This is a genomic window from Bacillus sp. MSP13 (assembly GCF_000815295.1).
GTDB lineage: Bacteria > Bacillota > Bacilli > Bacillales > Bacillaceae > Bacillus > Bacillus vallismortis.
The window spans coordinates 90,723-109,023 of the sequence record NZ_JXAQ01000011.1; the positions used below are offsets into that span (position 1 = coordinate 90,723).

The window sequence follows — 18,301 nt, forward strand, 5'->3', positions numbered from 1 at the left end:
CGCCCGCGGATCTTTTAATGAGGTGAATGGAATGGAATTATCAGAAATCAGAGCAGAGCTCGAAAATATGGCTTCTCGTTTAGCGGACTTTAGGGGGTCTCTTTGACCTCGAATCAAAGGAGGCCCGCATTGCTGAGCTAGATGAACAAATGTCTGATCCGGAATTCTGGAATGACCAGCAGAAAGCTCAAACGGTTATAAATGAAGCAAACGGTATAAAGGATTATGTCAATTCGTATAAAAAACTGAGTGAATCCCATGAAGAATTGCAAATGACCCACGATCTTTTAAAAGAAGAGCCTGACTCTGACCTCCAGCTGGAACTTGAAAAAGAACTAAAATCGCTAACAAAAGAGTTCAATGAGTTTGAGCTTCAGCTTCTTCTCAGTGAGCCGTATGATAAAAATAACGCGATTTTAGAACTGCACCCTGGTGCTGGCGGTACAGAGTCACAGGACTGGGGCTCAATGCTTCTTAGAATGTATACCAGATGGGGAGAACGCCGCGGCTTTAAGGTGGAAACACTCGATTATCTCCCAGGTGATGAGGCGGGAATTAAATCAGTGACTTTACTGATTAAAGGACACAACGCTTACGGTTATCTCAAAGCGGAAAAAGGTGTCCATCGTCTCGTGCGGATTTCGCCGTTTGATTCATCAGGCCGCCGGCACACGTCTTTCGTTTCGTGTGAAGTGATGCCTGAATTTAACGATGAGATTGATATTGATATCCGTACGGAGGATATTAAAGTTGATACGTATCGCGCAAGCGGAGCGGGCGGACAGCACGTCAATACGACGGATTCAGCCGTTCGGATTACGCACTTGCCGACGAATGTGGTTGTGACGTGCCAAACAGAGCGCTCACAAATTAAAAACCGTGAAAGAGCCATGAAAATGCTGAAAGCCAAATTGTATCAGCGCAGAATTGAAGAACAGCAGGCTGAGCTGGATGAAATTCGCGGTGAACAAAAAGAAATCGGCTGGGGCAGCCAAATCCGCTCTTACGTATTCCATCCGTATTCTATGGTGAAAGACCATCGCACCAATACAGAAATGGGGAACGTTCAAGCGGTAATGGACGGAGACATTGATACATTTATCGATGCCTACCTGCGTTCGAAGCTTTCATAAAGCAGAAAACACGCCTGATGTATGCAGGTGTGTTTTTTTTATTGCTTCATATCCTTGATTTGCTGCTTTAGCATATTACCACTGCGTTTGGGTGTTATTTACATCTGATCAGGGAAGGATTAAAATGCTATCGGAGAGCATTGGAAGAAACGGAGGATATGCAATGGATGTACGGAATCAAACACTTCGGATTTTGCGGGATTATGTATATATACTGATAGGGGCAGCGATTACAGCCGTGTCCTTTAATGTTTTTTTGCTTCCAAACAAAATTGCCGCCGGCGGTGTCAGCGGAATCAGCACGATTTTGCAGTCATATGGTTTTGAAGCAGCATATGTACAATGGGTGATTAATATCCCTTTATTTATCGCGGGTGTCATTTTGTTAGGCGGAAAATTTGGACTTAAAACGCTTGCGGGTTCTGTTTTTTTGCCGCTTGTTGTGTTTTTGACAAGAGATATTCAGCCCGCCACCCATCATGAGCTCCTAGCGGCGATCTTTGGCGGTGTCGGCATCGGTGTCGGAATTGGCATTGTATACTTAGGCAAAGGCTCAACGGGAGGAACGGCCTTGGCTGCACAGATCATTCATAAGTACTCCGGGCTGTCATTGGGGACGTGTCTCGCAATCATTGACGGACTGATTGTCGTTACGGCTATGATCGTATTTAATATTGAACAAGGCTTATATGCTATGCTTGGCGTCTTTGTGTCCAGCAAAACGATTGATGTCGTTCAAGTCGGCTTTAATCGTTCAAAAATGGCGCTCATTATTACAAAGCAGGAGCAGGCAGTCAAGGAAGCCGTTTTACAAAAGATTGACAGAGGCGTGACGAAAATTTCCGCGGTCGGGGGGTATACTGACGATGACCGCCCGATTTTAATGTGCGTGGTTGGGCAAGCGGAATTCACCAAATTGAAACAAATCGTCAAACAGATTGATGAGTCTGCTTTTGTGATCGTAGCAGACGCGAGCGAGGTGCTGGGCGAGGGTTTCAAACGCGCTTAAACGGGGTTATAATATGGGAGAGATCGTAAAGGAGTTGTGCTTCTCAATATGAAATCAAAGTTATCGATATTAATGCTTGGATTTGCGCTTTCTGTTCTGTTGGCTGCCTGCGGTTCAAACGATGCAAAAGAAGAGAAGACAGACACCGGCAGCAAGACTGAAGCCTCTGCATCTGAAGGGGAAGAATTATATCAGCAAAGCTGTGTAGGCTGCCATGGCAAGGATTTGGAAGGTATGTCAGGGCCTAATCTCCAAGAGGTCGGAGGCAAATACGACGAAGACAAAATTGAAAGCATCATTAAAAACGGGCGCGGCAATATGCCGAAGGGGCTTGTAGACGATAAGGAAGCCGCCGTTATCGCCAAATGGCTGTCAGAAAAAAAGTAAGATGAGAAAATCTTTGCCTCAGTACAGGCAAGGATTTTTTTATGCCATGATAAATGAATGAAAAGAAACTGTAATAGTATTATGTCTAAATTTGACGTATAATGAAGTGTATTGTGAAAAATGAAACTTTCAGATTTTTCGTCTTTTTGCAAATGAATAAGTCATAAATTGTCGAATGCATTCGAAGAGTATGACCGTGTGATAGATAAAATGATATAAAAGATTAGGTGATTTCATGATAGAGATGAAGGAAGTATACAAAGCCTATCCGAACGGCGTAAAAGCTCTCAATGGGATTTCAGTAGCCATTCATCCCGGCGAATTTGTTTATGTTGTCGGTCCGAGCGGAGCGGGTAAATCTACTTTTATTAAAATGATATACAGAGAAGAAAAACCGACAAAAGGACAAATTTTAATCAATCATAAAGACCTCGCTGCAATTAAAGAAAAAGAGATTCCTTTCGTGCGCCGTAAAATAGGCGTTGTCTTCCAGGATTTTAAGCTTCTGTCGAAACTTACTGTTTTTGAGAATGTGGCATTTGCCCTTGAAGTGATTGGAGAACAGCCGTCTGTTATTAAGAAACGTGTCCTCGAAGTGCTTGATCTTGTTCAGCTGAAGCATAAAGCAAGACAATTTCCTGACACGCTTTCAGGCGGAGAGCAGCAGCGTGTTTCTATTGCCAGATCAATTGTGAACAACCCTGATGTTGTCATTGCTGATGAACCTACAGGAAACCTTGATCCAGATACGTCCTGGGAAGTTATGAAGACACTGGAAGAAATCAATAACCGCGGGACAACAGTCGTGATGGCGACACATAATAAAGAAATCGTAAACACCATTAAGAAACGTGTCATCGCAATCGAAGATGGTATCATTGTGCGTGATGAGTCAAGAGGGGAGTATGGTTCATATGATTAAAATTCTCGGGCGCCACTTGCGTGAGAGTTTTAAATCTCTCGGGAGAAACACGTGGATGACGTTTGCATCCATTAGTGCTGTAACCGTTACGCTGATTTTAGTCGGCGTGTTTTTAGTGATTATGCTGAATTTGAATAACATGGCTTCAAATGCTGAAAAACAAGTCGAAATCAAAGTTCTGGTTGATTTGACTGCAGATCAAAAGGCACAGGACAAGCTGCAGAACGATATTAAGGATCTAAAGGGCATTCAAAGTGTCACTTTTTCATCAAAAGAAAAAGAGCTTGACCAGTTGGTTGACAGCTTTGGCGACAGCGGAGAATCCCTGACCATGCAGGATCAGGAAAACCCGCTTAATGATGCGTTTGTCGTCAAAACGACAGATCCGCATGATACGCCGAACGTAGCCAAAAAGATTGAAAAAATGAATCATGTCTATAAAGTCACTTACGGAAAAGAAGAGGTTAGCCGTTTATTTAAAGTGGTCGGCGTTTCCCGCAATATCGGAATCGCGTTAATTATCGGCTTGATATTTACGGCGATGTTCTTAATTTCCAACACCATTAAAATTACCATTTTTGCTAGAAGAAAAGAAATTGAAATTATGAAGCTTGTCGGCGCGACGAATTGGTTTATCCGCTGGCCGTTTTTCCTTGAAGGATTGCTGCTTGGCGTATTCGGCTCAGTGATTCCGATCGCACTGGTGCTGAGCACTTATCAATATGTCATCGGATGGGTTGCTCCGAAGGTTCAAGGATCATTTGTCTCTCTTCTTCCTTATAACCCATTTGTATTCCAAGTATCGCTAGTGCTGGTTGTAATCGGAGCAGTTATTGGCGTATGGGGAAGTCTCACTTCCATCCGCAAGTTTTTGCGAGTATAACAAAAAGCTGTCCCGCTTACTTCCGGGGCGGCTTTTCTTTTGCCTTCTTTTTCTTCTATGATTACATGAAATCTCCATCCTTTACATATACTATCTCTAGGTTTTGAAAGAAACAGTCTGGCATACAGGAGGAGTATAGGATGAATCAAAAAATAATGGCTGTGATAGCAGCAGGAAGCATGCTCTTCGGAGGCGCCGGTGTGTATGCGGGAATGAACCTGCTTGAGGTGGATAAGCCCCAGACTGCAGCTGTTCCTGCGACCGCACATGCTGACTCTGAGCGGGATAAGGCCATGGACAAAATCGAAAAAGCGTATGAGTTAATTTCGAATGAGTACGTAGAAAAAGTTGATAGAGAAAAGCTGCTCGAGGGAGCCATTCAAGGAATGCTGTCTACGCTAAATGATCCTTATTCTGTCTATATGGACAAGCAGACGGCTAAGCAATTTTCTGATTCTCTTGATTCCTCGTTTGAAGGCATCGGCGCTGAGGTTGGCATGGAAGACGGCAAAATTATTATTGTTTCTCCATTTAAGCAATCGCCGGCGGAGAAAGCCGGACTCAAGCCCAATGATGAAATTATCAGTATCAATGGTGAATCAATGGCGGGCAAGGATTTAAACCAAGCTGTGCTGAAAATAAGAGGAAAGAAAGGCTCCAGTGTCTCTATGAAGGTGCAACGTCCGGGGACGAAGAAGCAGCTGTCATTCCGGATCAAGAGAGCTGAAATCCCGCTCGAAACGGTTTTTGCTTCAGAGAAAAAAGTGCAAGGGCATTCTGTTGGATATATCGCCATTTCTACTTTTTCTGAGCATACCGCGGAAGACTTTGCAAAAGCGCTGGGGGACCTTGAGAAAAAAGGAATTGAAGGCCTTGTCATTGATGTGCGCGGAAACCCGGGCGGATACCTGCAAAGTGTGGAAGAAATTCTCAAACACTTCATCACAAAGGATCAGCCGTATATTCAGATTGCTGAACGGAATGGTGATAAAAAACGGTATTTTTCAACATTGACTCATAAAAAAGCGTATCCTGTCAATGTAATCACGGATAAAGGAAGTGCCTCCGCATCAGAAATTCTTGCCGGCGCATTAAAAGAAGCGGCGCATTATGATGTTGTAGGCGATACGTCTTTTGGTAAGGGAACGGTTCAGCAGGCTGTTCCGATGGGAGACGGCAGCAACATTAAATTAACTCTTTATAAGTGGCTGACGCCAAAGGGGAATTGGATTCATAAACAAGGCATTGAGCCGACCATTGCCATTAAGCAGCCGGATTATTTTTCCGCTGGCCCCTTGCAGCTGAAGGAGCCGCTTAAAATGGATATGAACAATGAGGATGTCAAGCATGCTCAGGTTTTATTAAAAGGTCTCAGCTTTGATCCGGGACGTGAGGATGGCTATTTCAGCAAGGATGTGAAAAAAGCGGTTATGGCTTTTCAGGAACAAAACAAGCTGGATAAAACGGGTGTCATCGACACTCGCACCGCGGAGTCATTAAATCAGCAGATAGAAAAGAAAAAATCAGATGAAAAAAATGATTTGCAGCTCCAAACAGCGCTGAAATCATTATTTGCCAATTAAAGGAGATGGTGTTCCATCTCCTGTTTCTTTATACTTAATGAGAGACTGAACAATAAGTCACATAAAAAATGAAGTTTTAACAAGAAATTAAAAAAATTTTCACAAATAAACATTTATAAAGGACTTGAATTACCCGATATCAATATATGAGAGAGACTTTCTAACGAGTTAATATGCATTTAAAATGAAACTTTTGCAAGTTGCCTAGTCTTTGTTTACTTCATACAATATAAGAAGGTTCTAAAAAGAACAGTAATCAGGTTTATGGCAGCTGAACGACAGGTATTTAAAAAATAACGTTAGCGAGAATGCTTGTTTAGCACTCCAGTACTGCTGCTTATACTGGCCCGTGCTTATCTGTATAAAGAAAATGGGGGTTCACAATTGAAGAGGGCAAGTATTGTGCGTGAAAAAAAATATTATGAATTAGTGGAACAATTAAAAGACAGAACACAAGATGTAACATTTTCGGCTACAAAAGCACTAAGTCTTCTTATGCTGTTCAGCAGATATTTGGTCAATTACACCAATGTTGAATCAGTAAATGAAATCGATGAAGAGTGTGCCAAACATTATTTTAATTATTTAATGAAAAATCATAAGCGATTAGGTATCAATCTGACGGATATCAAAAGGTCGATGCACCTGATCAGCGGCTTATTGGATGTGGATGTGAACCATTATTTAAAGGATTTTTCACTATCGAATGTCACGCTGTGGATGACGCAGGAAGGATAAGCCATCCTGAGGATTTCCAAGCCATTTAATATTTGATAGAATATGAGTAACATGTTTGGCTTGAGGCGGTGAAAAAGATAGTGTCTGTTCAATGGGGATTTGAACTGTTAAAAAGTGCGGGCCTGTTCTTCTTACACCCGCTTTTCTGGTTTTTTATCATGATAAGCCTTGCTTTCGGCTATGTGAGAATCAAACGGGAACGAAGAACCTTTCATACAAAAATAGCGGATATTTATGATGACCTGACATTCACTTATACAAAGGGATTGATTCCCGGACTCCTTTTGTCAGTTGTTTTAGGCGTACTCGGGATCTCGATTCCTCTCGGTGTACTTGCAATTATTGCCGTTATCACTGCGGCGGCAGCGCTCACTCTTCGCGCAAACTGGATGTCTGCTGCATATATCGTCAGTGTGAGTATGCTGATAGGTTTTGGACTGCAAATCAATCAAGCGGAACCTTTTCTAGAGAGATTTCCGCAAGGCTTTGCGGTCGTTTGGCCGGCTATGGCTGTGTTTTTGGGCTTGTTGGTTATCATTGAAGGAGTAGTAGCTTATCGCTCTGCACATGTGAGAACATCACCGGCACTTGTGGTGAGCAGCCGCGGTTTGCCGATCGGCCAGCAACTGGCAAACCGGATATGGCTTTTGCCGCTGTTCCTTCTCGTTCCGGGAAACGGATTAGAATCGCACCTTAGCTGGTGGCCAGTGTTTACTGTTCCCGGCGGGTCATTCCATTTTCTATGGATTCCTTACTTTGTCGGATTCGGGCAACGCGTGCAGGGGTCGCTGCCTGAAACGAGCATCAGGATCACAGCGAAACGCATTTGTATTCTCGGTCTTGCCGTCACCGCTCTCGGTGCAGCGAGCTTACTGTGGACGCCGCTTGCGGGTGCCGCCGTCATCACCGCTTTGTTAGGACGTGTTTTTCTGTCCATTAAACAAAGAGTGAACGATAATGCGGCTCCGTTTTATTTCTCAAAACGTGATCAAGGCTTAATGGTGCTTGGTATTATACCAAATACGCCGGCTGAGGATCTGGAATTGAAAATTGGGGAAATCATTACGAAAGTGAATGGCATACCCGTTAAGAACGTATCTGATTTCTATGAAGCGCTCCAGCATAACCGCGCGTATGTGAAGCTTGAAATTATCGGTTTGAATGGAGAAATTCGTTTTGATCAGCGAGCTTCTTACGAGGGAGAACATCATGAATTAGGTATCCTGTTCGTAAAGGATGAACGTGAAGGCGAAGCAGCCGCTTTGTCCGGATCATAAAAAACAGCCCGGCGCCGCAGTTTCTTGTGGTGCCGGGCTGTTTTGAGTTACGCTGAGTTTTTTTCCAGGCGTGCCATTTCATCAGGTTTGATGCCTAATGAAACAAAAACGCCAATGATTGAGACAGCAAAGAGAATGATAAATAGGTTGTGATACCCCGATATCAGGCCGATTAAGGCTGATGAAATGATGCTTCCGAAATAACGGAAGGTAGAGAAAATGCCTGACGCCACTCCTGACATGCCGGGGTCTACTGTGGCAAGGGATGACACCTGCATGCTGGTGAGTCCGACTCCGGACGCGAGCCCGCCCAGGATAAGAGAGGGCATGAGGAACGAGACGGAATGCGAGCTGCTTAACAGCATAAATAATAGATTCGCTCCAGCCATCATGGCAAATGAAAGGAAAATGATTTTCTTTGCCCCCCATTTGTGGTGGAGCTGTGCGCCCGCCCAGTTGCTCGCCGACATAAAGATCGAAAATACAGAAAGCGCCATCCCGCTGTTAGACGTATTAAGCCCAAATTGGCTCTGCATGAATAACGGCATGATCAGTAAGACGGCATACATCATCAGATTGCTCAATAGGACTGATAGATTGGCATTTGTAAACGTTGAGCTTTTAAACAGTGTAAAATCGATGATGGGGTGCTCTGTACGTTTTTCTCTTCTGAAAAAAAGCGGGACAAATAGAAGGATCAACACACTGTATACCACATAGCCCCATGAAGCCTCATTTTTCGTCAGCAGGATAATTGAAACGATGCTGCCCGCAAGCAAGAGAGAGCCGATAATATCCAGCGGCGCGTCAGATTTAATTTCTTGATATGGAGGGAACATGGTAAATGCCGTAAATAAGGCAATGGCGAGAAACGGAATGTTGACCCAAAAAATCGAGTGCCAGCTGAAGCTGTCAATCAGCATAGAGCCGATGAAAGGCCCGAGTGCTGCCCCAAGTCCCGCCCCGAGCCCGAAAAATCCAAATACTTTCGGAAGGCGTTTTTCAGAAACAACGTGACGGATAATGGCAATACTGTTTGGCGTAAGCAGCGCGCCGCCGACAGCCTGCAATGCGCGAAAGACAATCAGCAGCAGCAGGCTCGGTGAGAGGGCGCAGCCTAAGGACGCGATAAGAAAGAGACCGACACCCCATAAATACATTGTTTTGTTGCCGTACATGTCACCGAGTTTTCCAGCGATCGGCTGTGTGACTGCCATGACGATTAAATAAACGGTAACCACCCAAGTGATGCTTGAGATGGACTCGTTATACGTATGGGATATAGATGAGAGCGCGACCGCAATCATCGTTGAGTTAATGGGAACCAGGATAGCCCCCAATAATAGCGAGACGATCAGCGCCCATTCTTTTCTTGAACTCATGGAGATCCTCCTTTTTGTTATGCCAAGGAGTTCATCGAGAGATTCCTTTGACAAATAAAGCAGTGCTGTGCTCCAGCATTTTTTTCTGGGAGATTGAAATCACCCGGTCTCCTAAATGGAGGCGGTGAATAAAATAACCGAAAACGATCGACATGAACACGTCTGCATGCTCCGCTTCATCTCCCGTCTGAATAACCCCTTTTTCACTCATTCCTTTTAGATAATCAATCAATAGCAGTTTCATAGATTGGGGATATTCAGTTACGTGGTTGATGACATCTTGGAACATGGCCGGTTCACGAAAGCTGATTTTAATCAAATCTTTTCTGCGTTCGAGCTCTTCCAAGAGACAGGTTCCGATATGAAGCAGGTCTTTGTGCAAATCGCCTTCTGTTTGCTCCAAAATGCGGCTTCTGTTTGGAGAATGCTGAGAAAGCAAAGCCTCGACTAGTCCCTGTTTATTTTTAAAATTCCTGAAAATCGTTGCTTCACTTACTTTTGCTTTTTCTGCGATTTGTTTTGTAGTCGTTGCGCGATATCCTTTTTTGACGAGCAGCTGCATGGCAGCGTCAAGGATTCTCTTGTTTGTCGGTCTCAATACGTTTCACCTCACGAATATACTGGCAGGTCAAGTATAAACCTGCCCCGCTTGTATAAGAAAGAGGGGAGAACGCGTCAGGCCCGGCTGACAACCGTGATTTTGCCGTTGCTTCCGTCAACAGTAATGATGTCTCCGTCTCGGAGTCTTTCTGTTGCTGTACGAGTGCCGAGAACAGCGGGGATGCCGTATTCGCGGGCAATAATCGCAGCGTGGGATAAAATGCCGCCTGTATCTGTAATAATCGCTTTGGCATCTTGAAACAGGCTGGTCCATAGCGGTGTGGTCATTTTGCAAACGAGGATGTTCCCAGACGCGAATCGAGAAAATTCACTGGCGTCTCGAATCACTTTGACCGGGCCTGTTGCAATGCCGCTTGATGCCGCAATGCCGAAAATATGATTCTCTGTGTTTTTTTCATCCTCAATCACAGCGCCGACAATTTCTTCAGCAATTTTGAGCTGTTCTTTTGTCGGATTGCCGAGATAGGCAGGGGCTTTGGCAAGCTCATACTCGTGAAAGGCCTGTCTGCGTTTTTCAGCCTTATCTTGCAGGGATACAGGGTGAAGCAGCGCGTTTTCCACGTCATCATCATACAAGAACCAAAGGTCTTCCCGATCTTGAATGACCCCGTTTTCCGCCAGCAATTCACCTACCTTGAGCAGAAAGGCTCTCGCCTTGGCATCCAGCATGGCGTCAATATAAAAGTGGTGGTCATCCATTATATTTGCAGCGTTCAGCGTCCACTGATAATAACGGTCAAATTCTTTACGTAAATTGGGGTCTTCTATGTTTTCCAAGAATTCATTGTATAATGCCTCTCGTTTTTCTTTCGTTTTCTGAAATTCATTGTCAAAATGATGGCCATTGCGGACGTAATTTTGAATATTGGCCAGGGCATAATAAGGATTTTCAGCCCAGGTTTGTTCAATTAGATCATGACTCTTTACAGATCTCCACCCGTATTCCTGTAAAAATTCATGAATGTTCCTCAGAAATTGTTTGCCCTCATCAGTTTGTTTCAATTTTTCCTGCAGCTGTTCTGGCTGGGTGTTTTTAAAAATAGACAGCAGATGCGGGTTTTCCTGCACTTCAACGGAAAATAGCCATAGGAGGCGGTCTGTTTCCAATGATTTGTTCATTTTACCTGTCAGCATTTCGTAAAAATGAGCGTTTTCGGATTCGCCTTGAATGTGCTGATACATTGCTTGCAATTTGTTTGTCAGAAGCATTTGCGGGAAAATAATATTGAAATGCTCATCATAAGCCGTGAGATAAAAGGCTTTTAGTTTCCGAAAAGCATCAAGTGCGCTTTCAGCAGTATGGTCAGTTTGTGCGAGCTGATCCAGCGTCTCGTAAAATGGAAGGTACGTGTGTTTGATGATGTCATACATACGCTCCGATAATATCGGAAAAATCTCTTTGCCGCAGTTCTCATCAGGGTGATGCCCACCTTGGTTTTTGGAGTAAATGTGCCCGCGATAAAGCTTCACTTCTTCTGCGACTGCGCCGAGCGGAAACTTTTGCATGTTTTTCTTCAAGCCGTATTCCATGGCCGGTACAATGATCGAAGAAAATAAAGGACTTACCGGGCCTTCAATATTTGATTCCATGTTGATCCAGAAATCATTCATGTCAGCGTCTGTTATCATGAAGCTGCGTTCTTCTTCTGACGCTTTTTTGTCCTGTTCAATGGTTGTAATCGGGCGGGCCTGCAAAAGGTATACGTGATGGTCAGCGATTCCGAATTCGATATCGACTGGATATCCGTACAGCTCTTCGGTTTTTTTCGTGATTTCAGCCAGTTCACTCACTTGTTCATCTGTAAGGCAAAAACGGCTCCGCATGTCTTCGCTTGTTGCTCTTTCAGCAATTCCTTCTGCCGCGGACTCCATGTAGATTTCTTTTGCACCTATTTCTTTCTGAATCTCAAACGAAGATTTATTAACTAAAAATGTGTCTGGGGTGACACTCCCTGAAACGATAGCTTCTCCCAAACCATAGCTGGCGCTGATTAATAGCTCTCTATCATCATGGGTAACGGGATTGCGGCTAAAAATAACACCTGATACGTCTGAATCGATCAGGCCCTGAACGACAACGCCCATTAACGGCTCTGCGATTTGGTTGTTCATTTTTTTCTTATAGCTGCTGACTCGGCCTGAGAAAAATGAGGCCCAGCATTCTTTCACTTTAGCTAGAAACTCTTCTTCTGTTTTAATATTTAAGTAGGTTTCGTATTGACCCGCGAATGAAGCGCCTTCTAAATCTTCCGAGGCAGACGAAGAGCGCACGGCAACGGAGCGGTATGAGTCTCTTAACTTGTAAAAGGAATTTGTCAGCTCGTGTTTCAGTTCATCTGAAAATGTTCCGGCGATGATCTCCTTTTCGATGCTTTCGCTAGTTTGATGAAGGTGGTTATCCTCCATAAAACGGGTGAGCGCATTCGTCTGGATAACAAACCCGTCCGGAACAGGAAGCCCGTGTTTGGTCAGTTTAATTAAATTCATGCCTTTTGCGCCAGCCAGCTGGCTGGACGCTTCTGCCTGTCGAAATAAAACAGAATACATATTTGAAACCCCTCTTTCCTTCATTTTGTTTTTCTCTCTAGTCTTTTATGACGGAGCCTGTGTTCAAAAAAATGATAGTGAACACTATCGCTCAATTGTAGATTTTCAGGAAAATGATGTCAAAAGCAGAAAGTCCTAAATAAAATGAATCATTAAGTTAGTTGAATGATCATGAAAAATGCAGTCGAACTAGTGCTGTCCGCCTATTTATTATCGCGGGCGTTCTGCTATGGCGTCGGGCTTCGATATCAAGCTAAGGCTTAATGCCCTTCATGCAAAAGTGCCGCAAATGCTTCTTGTGACTGGAGCCAAAGTGCAAAGATGATGATTGATTTAAGCTGAAAAAGGGTATGGTGTAGAAAGGGGAACGATTGCAGATTGTCCGATTCTTCATTTTTTACTATAATCAAATCAGATGAAGAATCATTGAGGAGGGTTTTTGTTGATTACAAAAGCCGTTTTTGCATTATTTTTCCCTTTTATGCTAGTTGTCTTATTTACAAGAGTCACCTTTAATCATTATGTGGCGATCGCTCTGACAGCTGCATTGCTGTTTGCCTCTTATTTAAAAGGCTATACAGAAACGTATTTTATTGTAGGATTGGACGTTGTGTCTCTTGTGGCTGGCGGACTGTACATGGCCAAAAAAACTGCTGAGAAAAAAGAAGAGTAAGTCGGACATAATGAATATAACGAATGAATTCCTGCTTTTACGTTTTAAAAGCAGGTTTTTTATACACGAAAACAGCTGGAAATAAAAAACCACCGAACTTTAGTTCGTATTTTTGGTGATTTTCCATTCCATTGTGTTACTATATCTATAGGAAGATTTCGTTAAAGAAACGGAGGCTTATTTTGTGAAAGATCGCTTTGAGTTAGTCTCGAAATACCAGCCCCAGGGAGATCAGCCGAAAGCCATTGAAAAACTTGTAAAAGGAATTCAGGAGGGCAAGAAGCATCAGACTCTGCTGGGTGCGACAGGAACGGGCAAAACATTTACGGTGTCCAATTTGATTAAAGAAGTCAATAAGCCGACCCTCGTCATTGCCCATAACAAAACCCTTGCCGGACAGCTTTACAGCGAGTTCAAGGAGTTTTTTCCGAACAACGCTGTCGAGTATTTTGTCAGTTACTATGATTATTATCAGCCGGAGGCGTATGTGCCTCAAACGGATACGTTTATAGAAAAAGACGCCAGTATTAATGATGAAATTGATAAACTGAGACACTCCGCCACATCATCTCTGTTTGAGCGGAGAGATGTCATTATCATCGCGAGTGTATCTTGTATATATGGCCTCGGTTCGCCTGAAGAATACCGGGAAATGGTCGTGTCACTGCGGCCTGAAATGGAAATTGAGCGCAACGAGCTGCTCAGGAAACTTGTAGACATCCAATATGCCCGCAATGATATCGACTTCCAGCGCGGGACATTTCGTGTGCGCGGAGATGTAGTGGAAATCTTCCCTGCCTCTCGTGATGAACATTGTATACGGGTTGAATTTTTCGGTGATGAAATCGAACGGATCAGGGAAGTGGATGCCCTGACAGGAGAAATTCTCGGTGACCGTGATCATGTTGCGATTTTCCCGGCGTCCCACTTCGTAACGCGGGCCGAGAAAATGGAGAAAGCGATTCAAAATATCGAGAAGGAGCTTGAGGAGCAGCTGAAGGTCATGCACGAAAACGGCAAGCTGCTCGAAGCGCAGCGTTTAGAGCAGCGGACAAGGTACGATCTTGAGATGATGAGGGAAATGGGTTTCTGCTCTGGCATTGAGAACTATTCAAGACATTTGACGCTTCGGCCTCCAGGTTCAACGCCGTATACGCTTCTTGATTATTTCCCTGACGATTTTATGATCGTGGTAGATGAGTCGCATGTGACGATTCCTCAGGTGCGCGGCATGTTTAACGGAGACCAGGCGCGGAAACAGGTGCTTGTGGATCATGGGTTCCGTCTTCCGTCAGCGCTTGATAACCGTCCGCTCCGTTTTGAAGAGTTTGAAAAGCATATGCACAATATCGTGTATGTATCAGCAACGCCAGGGCCGTATGAGATTGAGCATACGGATGAAATGATTGAGCAGATCATCCGTCCGACGGGGCTTCTTGACCCGCTGATTGATGTACGTCCGATTGAAGGCCAGATTGATGACTTGATCGGCGAAATTCAAGCAAGAGTCGAACGGGATGAGCGGGTTCTCGTGACAACCTTGACGAAGAAAATGTCAGAGGACCTGACGGATTATCTGAAGGAAATTGGCATTAAAGTAAACTATCTGCATTCAGAGATTAAGACGCTTGAACGGATTGAAATTATCCGTGATCTGCGCCTTGGAAAGCATGATGTTCTCATCGGCATCAACCTGCTGAGGGAAGGCCTCGATATTCCCGAAGTATCTCTCGTTGCCATTTTGGATGCGGATAAGGAAGGCTTCCTCCGTTCGGAGCGGTCGCTGATCCAGACGATCGGACGGGCGGCGAGGAACGCGGAAGGCCGCGTCATTATGTATGCAGATAAAATAACGAAGTCGATGGACATTGCGATGAATGAAACAAAACGCCGCCGCGAGCAGCAGGAGCGTTTTAACGAAGAGCACGGCATTACGCCGAAAACGATAAATAAAGAAATTCGCGATGTCATTCGTGCCACAGCAGCAGCTGAGGATAAAGCCGAATACAAAACAAAAGCCGCGCCAAAGCTGTCGAAAATGACGAAGAAAGAACGCCAGAAAGTCGTTGAACAGATGGAGCACGAAATGAAAGAAGCCGCCAAGGCGCTTGACTTTGAAAGAGCCGCGGAGCTTCGCGATTTACTTTTAGAGCTAAAAGCGGAAGGATGATGAACATATGGCTATGGATCGGATAGAGGTGAAGGGAGCAAGGGCGCATAACCTGAAAAATATAGATGTAACGATTCCAAGAGATCAGCTGGTCGTTGTCACGGGTTTGTCCGGATCAGGAAAATCCTCCCTTGCCTTTGACACCATATATGCGGAAGGGCAGAGACGGTATGTCGAGTCGCTGTCTGCCTATGCCCGCCAATTTTTAGGGCAGATGGATAAGCCTGATGTTGATGCAATTGAGGGGCTGTCTCCGGCTATCAGCATCGATCAGAAAACAACGAGCCGCAACCCGAGGTCAACTGTCGGTACGGTAACTGAGATCTATGATTATCTGCGTCTTTTGTATGCGAGAGTAGGGAAGCCTCATTGTCCGGAGCACGGAATTGAGATTACATCGCAAACCATCGAGCAAATGGTCGACAGAATTCTGGAATACCCGGAACGTACGAAGCTTCAGGTACTGGCCCCGATTGTCTCTGGCCGAAAAGGCGCTCATGTGAAAGTGCTTGAACAGATCAGAAAACAAGGCTATGTCAGAGTTCGAATTGACGGCGAAATGGCTGAGCTTTCTGATGATATTGAATTAGAAAAGAATAAAAAGCATTCGATTGAGGTTGTCATTGACCGGATTGTGGTGAAAGAAGGCGTGGCGGTCCGCCTGTCAGATTCATTGGAAACGGCGCTCCGTTTAGGTGAAGGACGGGTTATGATTGATGTTATTGGTGAGGAAGAGCTGATGTTTAGTGAGCATCATGCCTGCCCGCACTGCGGATTTTCAATCGGCGAGCTTGAGCCGCGGCTTTTTTCATTCAACAGCCCGTTTGGCGCGTGTCCGACGTGTGACGGCCTCGGAATGAAGCTCGAAGTGGATGCGGATCTCGTCATCCCCAATCAAGATTTGTCATTGAAGGAGAATGCGGTCGCTCCTTGGACACCGATCAGCTCACAATATTATCCGCAGCTGCTTGAGGCGGTCTGCACCCACTACGGCATTGATATGGACGTGCCGGTAAAAGATTTGCCGAGGCACCAGCTCGATAAAGTGCTGTACGGCAGCGGAGACGACTTGATTTATTTCCGTTATGAAAATGATTTTGGGCAAATACGTGAAGGCGAAATACAATTTGAAGGCGTATTGCGCAATATTGAAAGACGCTATAAGGAGACAAGCTCCGATTACATCCGTGAACAAATGGAGCAGTATATGTCCCAGAAGTCTTGTCCGACATGCAAAGGCTATCGGTTAAAGAAAGAAGCGCTTGCCGTACTGATTGACGGACGCCACATCGGCAAAATTACCGAGCTGTCTGTCGGAGACGCGCTTGATTTCTTCAAAGGCCTTACCCTTTCTGAGAAAGATATGCAGATTGCCAATTTGATCTTGCGTGAAATTGTAGAGCGTTTAAGCTTTCTGGACAAAGTCGGCCTTGATTACCTGACACTGAGCAGGGCAGCGGGAACATTGTCCGGGGGAGAGGCGCAGCGTATCAGGCTGGCCACTCAAATTGGTTCGCGCTTATCAGGTGTGCTTTATATTTTAGACGAGCCGTCTATCGGCCTGCATCAGCGTGATAACGACCGCTTGATCAGCGCTTTGAAAAATATGAGAGACCTTGGGAACACGCTGATTGTTGTCGAACACGATGAGGACACGATGATAGCAGCCGATTATTTAATTGATATTGGGCCCGGCGCCGGCATTCACGGCGGACAGGTGATATCCGCGGGTAAGCCGGAAGAAGTGATGGAAGATGCCAACTCATTAACGGGCAGCTATTTATCAGGGAAAAAATTCATCCCATTGCCTCCTGAAAGAAGAAAGCCGGATGGCCGTTTTATTGAGATTAAAGGCGCTTCAGAAAATAACCTGAAAAAGGCGAATGCCAAGTTTCCGTTAGGAACGTTCACAGCGGTTACAGGAGTTTCCGGCTCAGGGAAGAGCACACTCGTCAATGAAATTTTGCATAAGGCGCTGGCGCAAAAGCTTCATAAAGCGAAAGCGAAGCCTGGCAGCCATAAAGAGATTAAAGGCTTGGATCACCTGGACAAAGTCATAGACATTGACCAAGCGCCAATCGGCAGAACGCCGAGATCCAATCCAGCGACATACACCGGTGTGTTTGACGACATTCGCGATGTATTCGCACAGACAAATGAAGCGAAAGTCCGCGGCTATAAAAAAGGGCGTTTTAGCTTTAACGTGAAGGGCGGGCGATGTGAAGCCTGTCGCGGAGACGGGATTATTAAAATTGAAATGCACTTCCTTCCTGACGTGTATGTTCCGTGCGAGGTGTGCCACGGCAAACGCTATAACCGGGAAACGCTTGAAGTGACATACAAAGGAAAGAGCATTTCTGATGTGCTTGATATGACGGTTGAAGATGCTCTTGATTTCTTTGAAAATATCCCGAAAATCAAGCGTAAGCTCCAAACCCTTTATGATGTTGGTTTAGGTTACATTACGCTCGGACAGCCGGCAACAACCTTGTCGGGTGGAGAAGCGCAGCGCGTAAAGCTTGCATCTGAGCTGCACAAACGGTCAACAGGGCGAACACTTTACATTTTAGATGAACCGACGACAGGTCTGCACGTCGATGATATCGCCAGACTCCTTGTCGTGCTTCAGCGTTTGGTTGACAATGGAGATACAGTACTCGTCATTGAGCACAATCTTGATATCATTAAGACGGCGGATTACATTGTCGATCTGGGCCCAGAAGGCGGAGCCGGAGGCGGAACCATTGTCGCATCGGGAACGCCTGAAGACATTACTGAAGTCGAAGAGTCGTATACAGGACGTTATTTGAAGCCTGTTATGGAGCGGGACAAAAAACGAATGAAATCGCTCTTGGACGCAAAAGAAGCGGCTACTTCTTAATAATATGCTTTTCAGAGGGAGCTTGTCAGCGAGTCCATGATTGGGCTTGGCAGGCAAGCTTCCTTTATAGTTTAACGAGAAAAGAAAAATCATTT

Annotated in this window: 14 protein-coding genes; 11 read left to right on the top strand and 3 right to left on the bottom strand. The window is 44.9% G+C overall.

Annotated features, from left to right (window positions below; translation table 11 throughout):
• Positions 1-31 precede the first annotated feature (31 nt).
• The 8 genes from prfB to SC79_RS12720 all read left to right on the top strand — a co-directional run bounded on the left by prfB (position 32) and on the right by SC79_RS12720 (position 7,932).
• A protein-coding gene (prfB, locus tag SC79_RS12685) for a peptide chain release factor 2 (protein WP_100741275.1) occupies positions 32-1,133 on the top strand; the annotation gives its coding sequence in 2 pieces (ribosomal slippage) (positions 32-103 and positions 105-1,133; 1,101 coding nt in all).
• A gap of 163 nt (positions 1,134-1,296) precedes the next feature.
• The gene (locus SC79_RS12690; protein WP_039075363.1) at positions 1,297-2,142 is read left to right on the top strand and encodes a YitT family protein; all 846 of its coding nucleotides are present in this window, start codon (positions 1,297-1,299) and stop codon (positions 2,140-2,142) included.
• 48 nt (positions 2,143-2,190) lie between these two features.
• Positions 2,191-2,529: a cytochrome c551 gene (cccB, locus tag SC79_RS12695; RefSeq protein ID WP_039075364.1), complete on the top strand. Its 339-nt coding sequence runs from the start codon at positions 2,191-2,193 to the stop codon at positions 2,527-2,529.
• A 235-nt stretch (positions 2,530-2,764) separates the two neighbouring features.
• Positions 2,765-3,451: a cell division ATP-binding protein FtsE gene (gene ftsE, locus SC79_RS12700; protein ID WP_010328756.1), complete on the top strand. Its 687-nt coding sequence runs from the start codon at positions 2,765-2,767 to the stop codon at positions 3,449-3,451.
• Positions 3,444-4,334: a permease-like cell division protein FtsX gene (ftsX, locus tag SC79_RS12705; RefSeq protein ID WP_039075689.1), complete on the top strand. Its 891-nt coding sequence runs from the start codon at positions 3,444-3,446 to the stop codon at positions 4,332-4,334. Before ftsE ends, ftsX begins: the two co-directional genes overlap by 8 nt.
• 140 nt (positions 4,335-4,474) lie before the next feature.
• Positions 4,475-5,917, top strand: coding sequence for a carboxy-terminal processing protease CtpB (gene ctpB / locus SC79_RS12710; RefSeq protein ID WP_039075365.1), 1,443 nt, complete (start codon positions 4,475-4,477; stop codon positions 5,915-5,917).
• A gap of 384 nt (positions 5,918-6,301) precedes the next feature.
• Positions 6,302-6,655 carry a swarming motility protein SwrAA gene (gene swrA, locus SC79_RS12715; RefSeq protein ID WP_052245602.1) on the top strand — a complete coding sequence of 118 codons (354 nt, stop codon included), beginning with the start codon at positions 6,302-6,304 and terminating at the stop codon, positions 6,653-6,655.
• An 80-nt stretch (positions 6,656-6,735) separates the two neighbouring features.
• A complete protein-coding gene (locus SC79_RS12720; RefSeq protein WP_039075367.1) occupies positions 6,736-7,932 on the top strand; it encodes a S1C family serine protease in 1,197 nt (398 codons plus the stop codon).
• 47 nt (positions 7,933-7,979) lie between these two features.
• Here the strand turns inward: SC79_RS12720 and SC79_RS12725 are convergent, their stop codons facing one another.
• From SC79_RS12725 to SC79_RS12735, 3 genes are all read right to left on the bottom strand, one after another.
• Positions 7,980-9,314 carry an MFS transporter gene (locus tag SC79_RS12725; RefSeq protein WP_039075368.1) on the bottom strand — a complete coding sequence of 445 codons (1,335 nt, stop codon included), beginning with the start codon at positions 9,312-9,314 and terminating at the stop codon, positions 7,980-7,982.
• Positions 9,315-9,345: 31 nt separating this feature from the next.
• The gene (locus SC79_RS12730) at positions 9,346-9,912 is read right to left on the bottom strand and encodes a TetR/AcrR family transcriptional regulator (RefSeq protein ID WP_039075369.1); all 567 of its coding nucleotides are present in this window, start codon (positions 9,910-9,912) and stop codon (positions 9,346-9,348) included.
• 77 nt (positions 9,913-9,989) lie between these two features.
• Positions 9,990-12,482 carry a PEP/pyruvate-binding domain-containing protein gene (locus tag SC79_RS12735; RefSeq protein ID WP_039075370.1) on the bottom strand — a complete coding sequence of 831 codons (2,493 nt, stop codon included), beginning with the start codon at positions 12,480-12,482 and terminating at the stop codon, positions 9,990-9,992.
• A 442-nt stretch (positions 12,483-12,924) separates the two neighbouring features.
• On the opposite strand from SC79_RS12735, the gene SC79_RS12740 reads away from it, so the two are divergent.
• The 3 genes from SC79_RS12740 to uvrA all read left to right on the top strand — a co-directional run bounded on the left by SC79_RS12740 (position 12,925) and on the right by uvrA (position 18,206).
• Complete coding sequence (locus SC79_RS12740) at positions 12,925-13,155, top strand: CsbA family protein (protein ID WP_010328748.1); 231 nt, start codon at positions 12,925-12,927, stop codon at positions 13,153-13,155.
• A gap of 184 nt (positions 13,156-13,339) precedes the next feature.
• A complete protein-coding gene (gene uvrB / locus SC79_RS12745) occupies positions 13,340-15,325 on the top strand; it encodes an excinuclease ABC subunit UvrB (RefSeq protein WP_039075371.1) in 1,986 nt (661 codons plus the stop codon).
• Between the two features lie 7 nt (positions 15,326-15,332).
• Positions 15,333-18,206, top strand: coding sequence for an excinuclease ABC subunit UvrA (gene uvrA / locus SC79_RS12750; RefSeq protein ID WP_039075372.1), 2,874 nt, complete (start codon positions 15,333-15,335; stop codon positions 18,204-18,206).
• Positions 18,207-18,301: the final 95 nt, after the last annotated feature.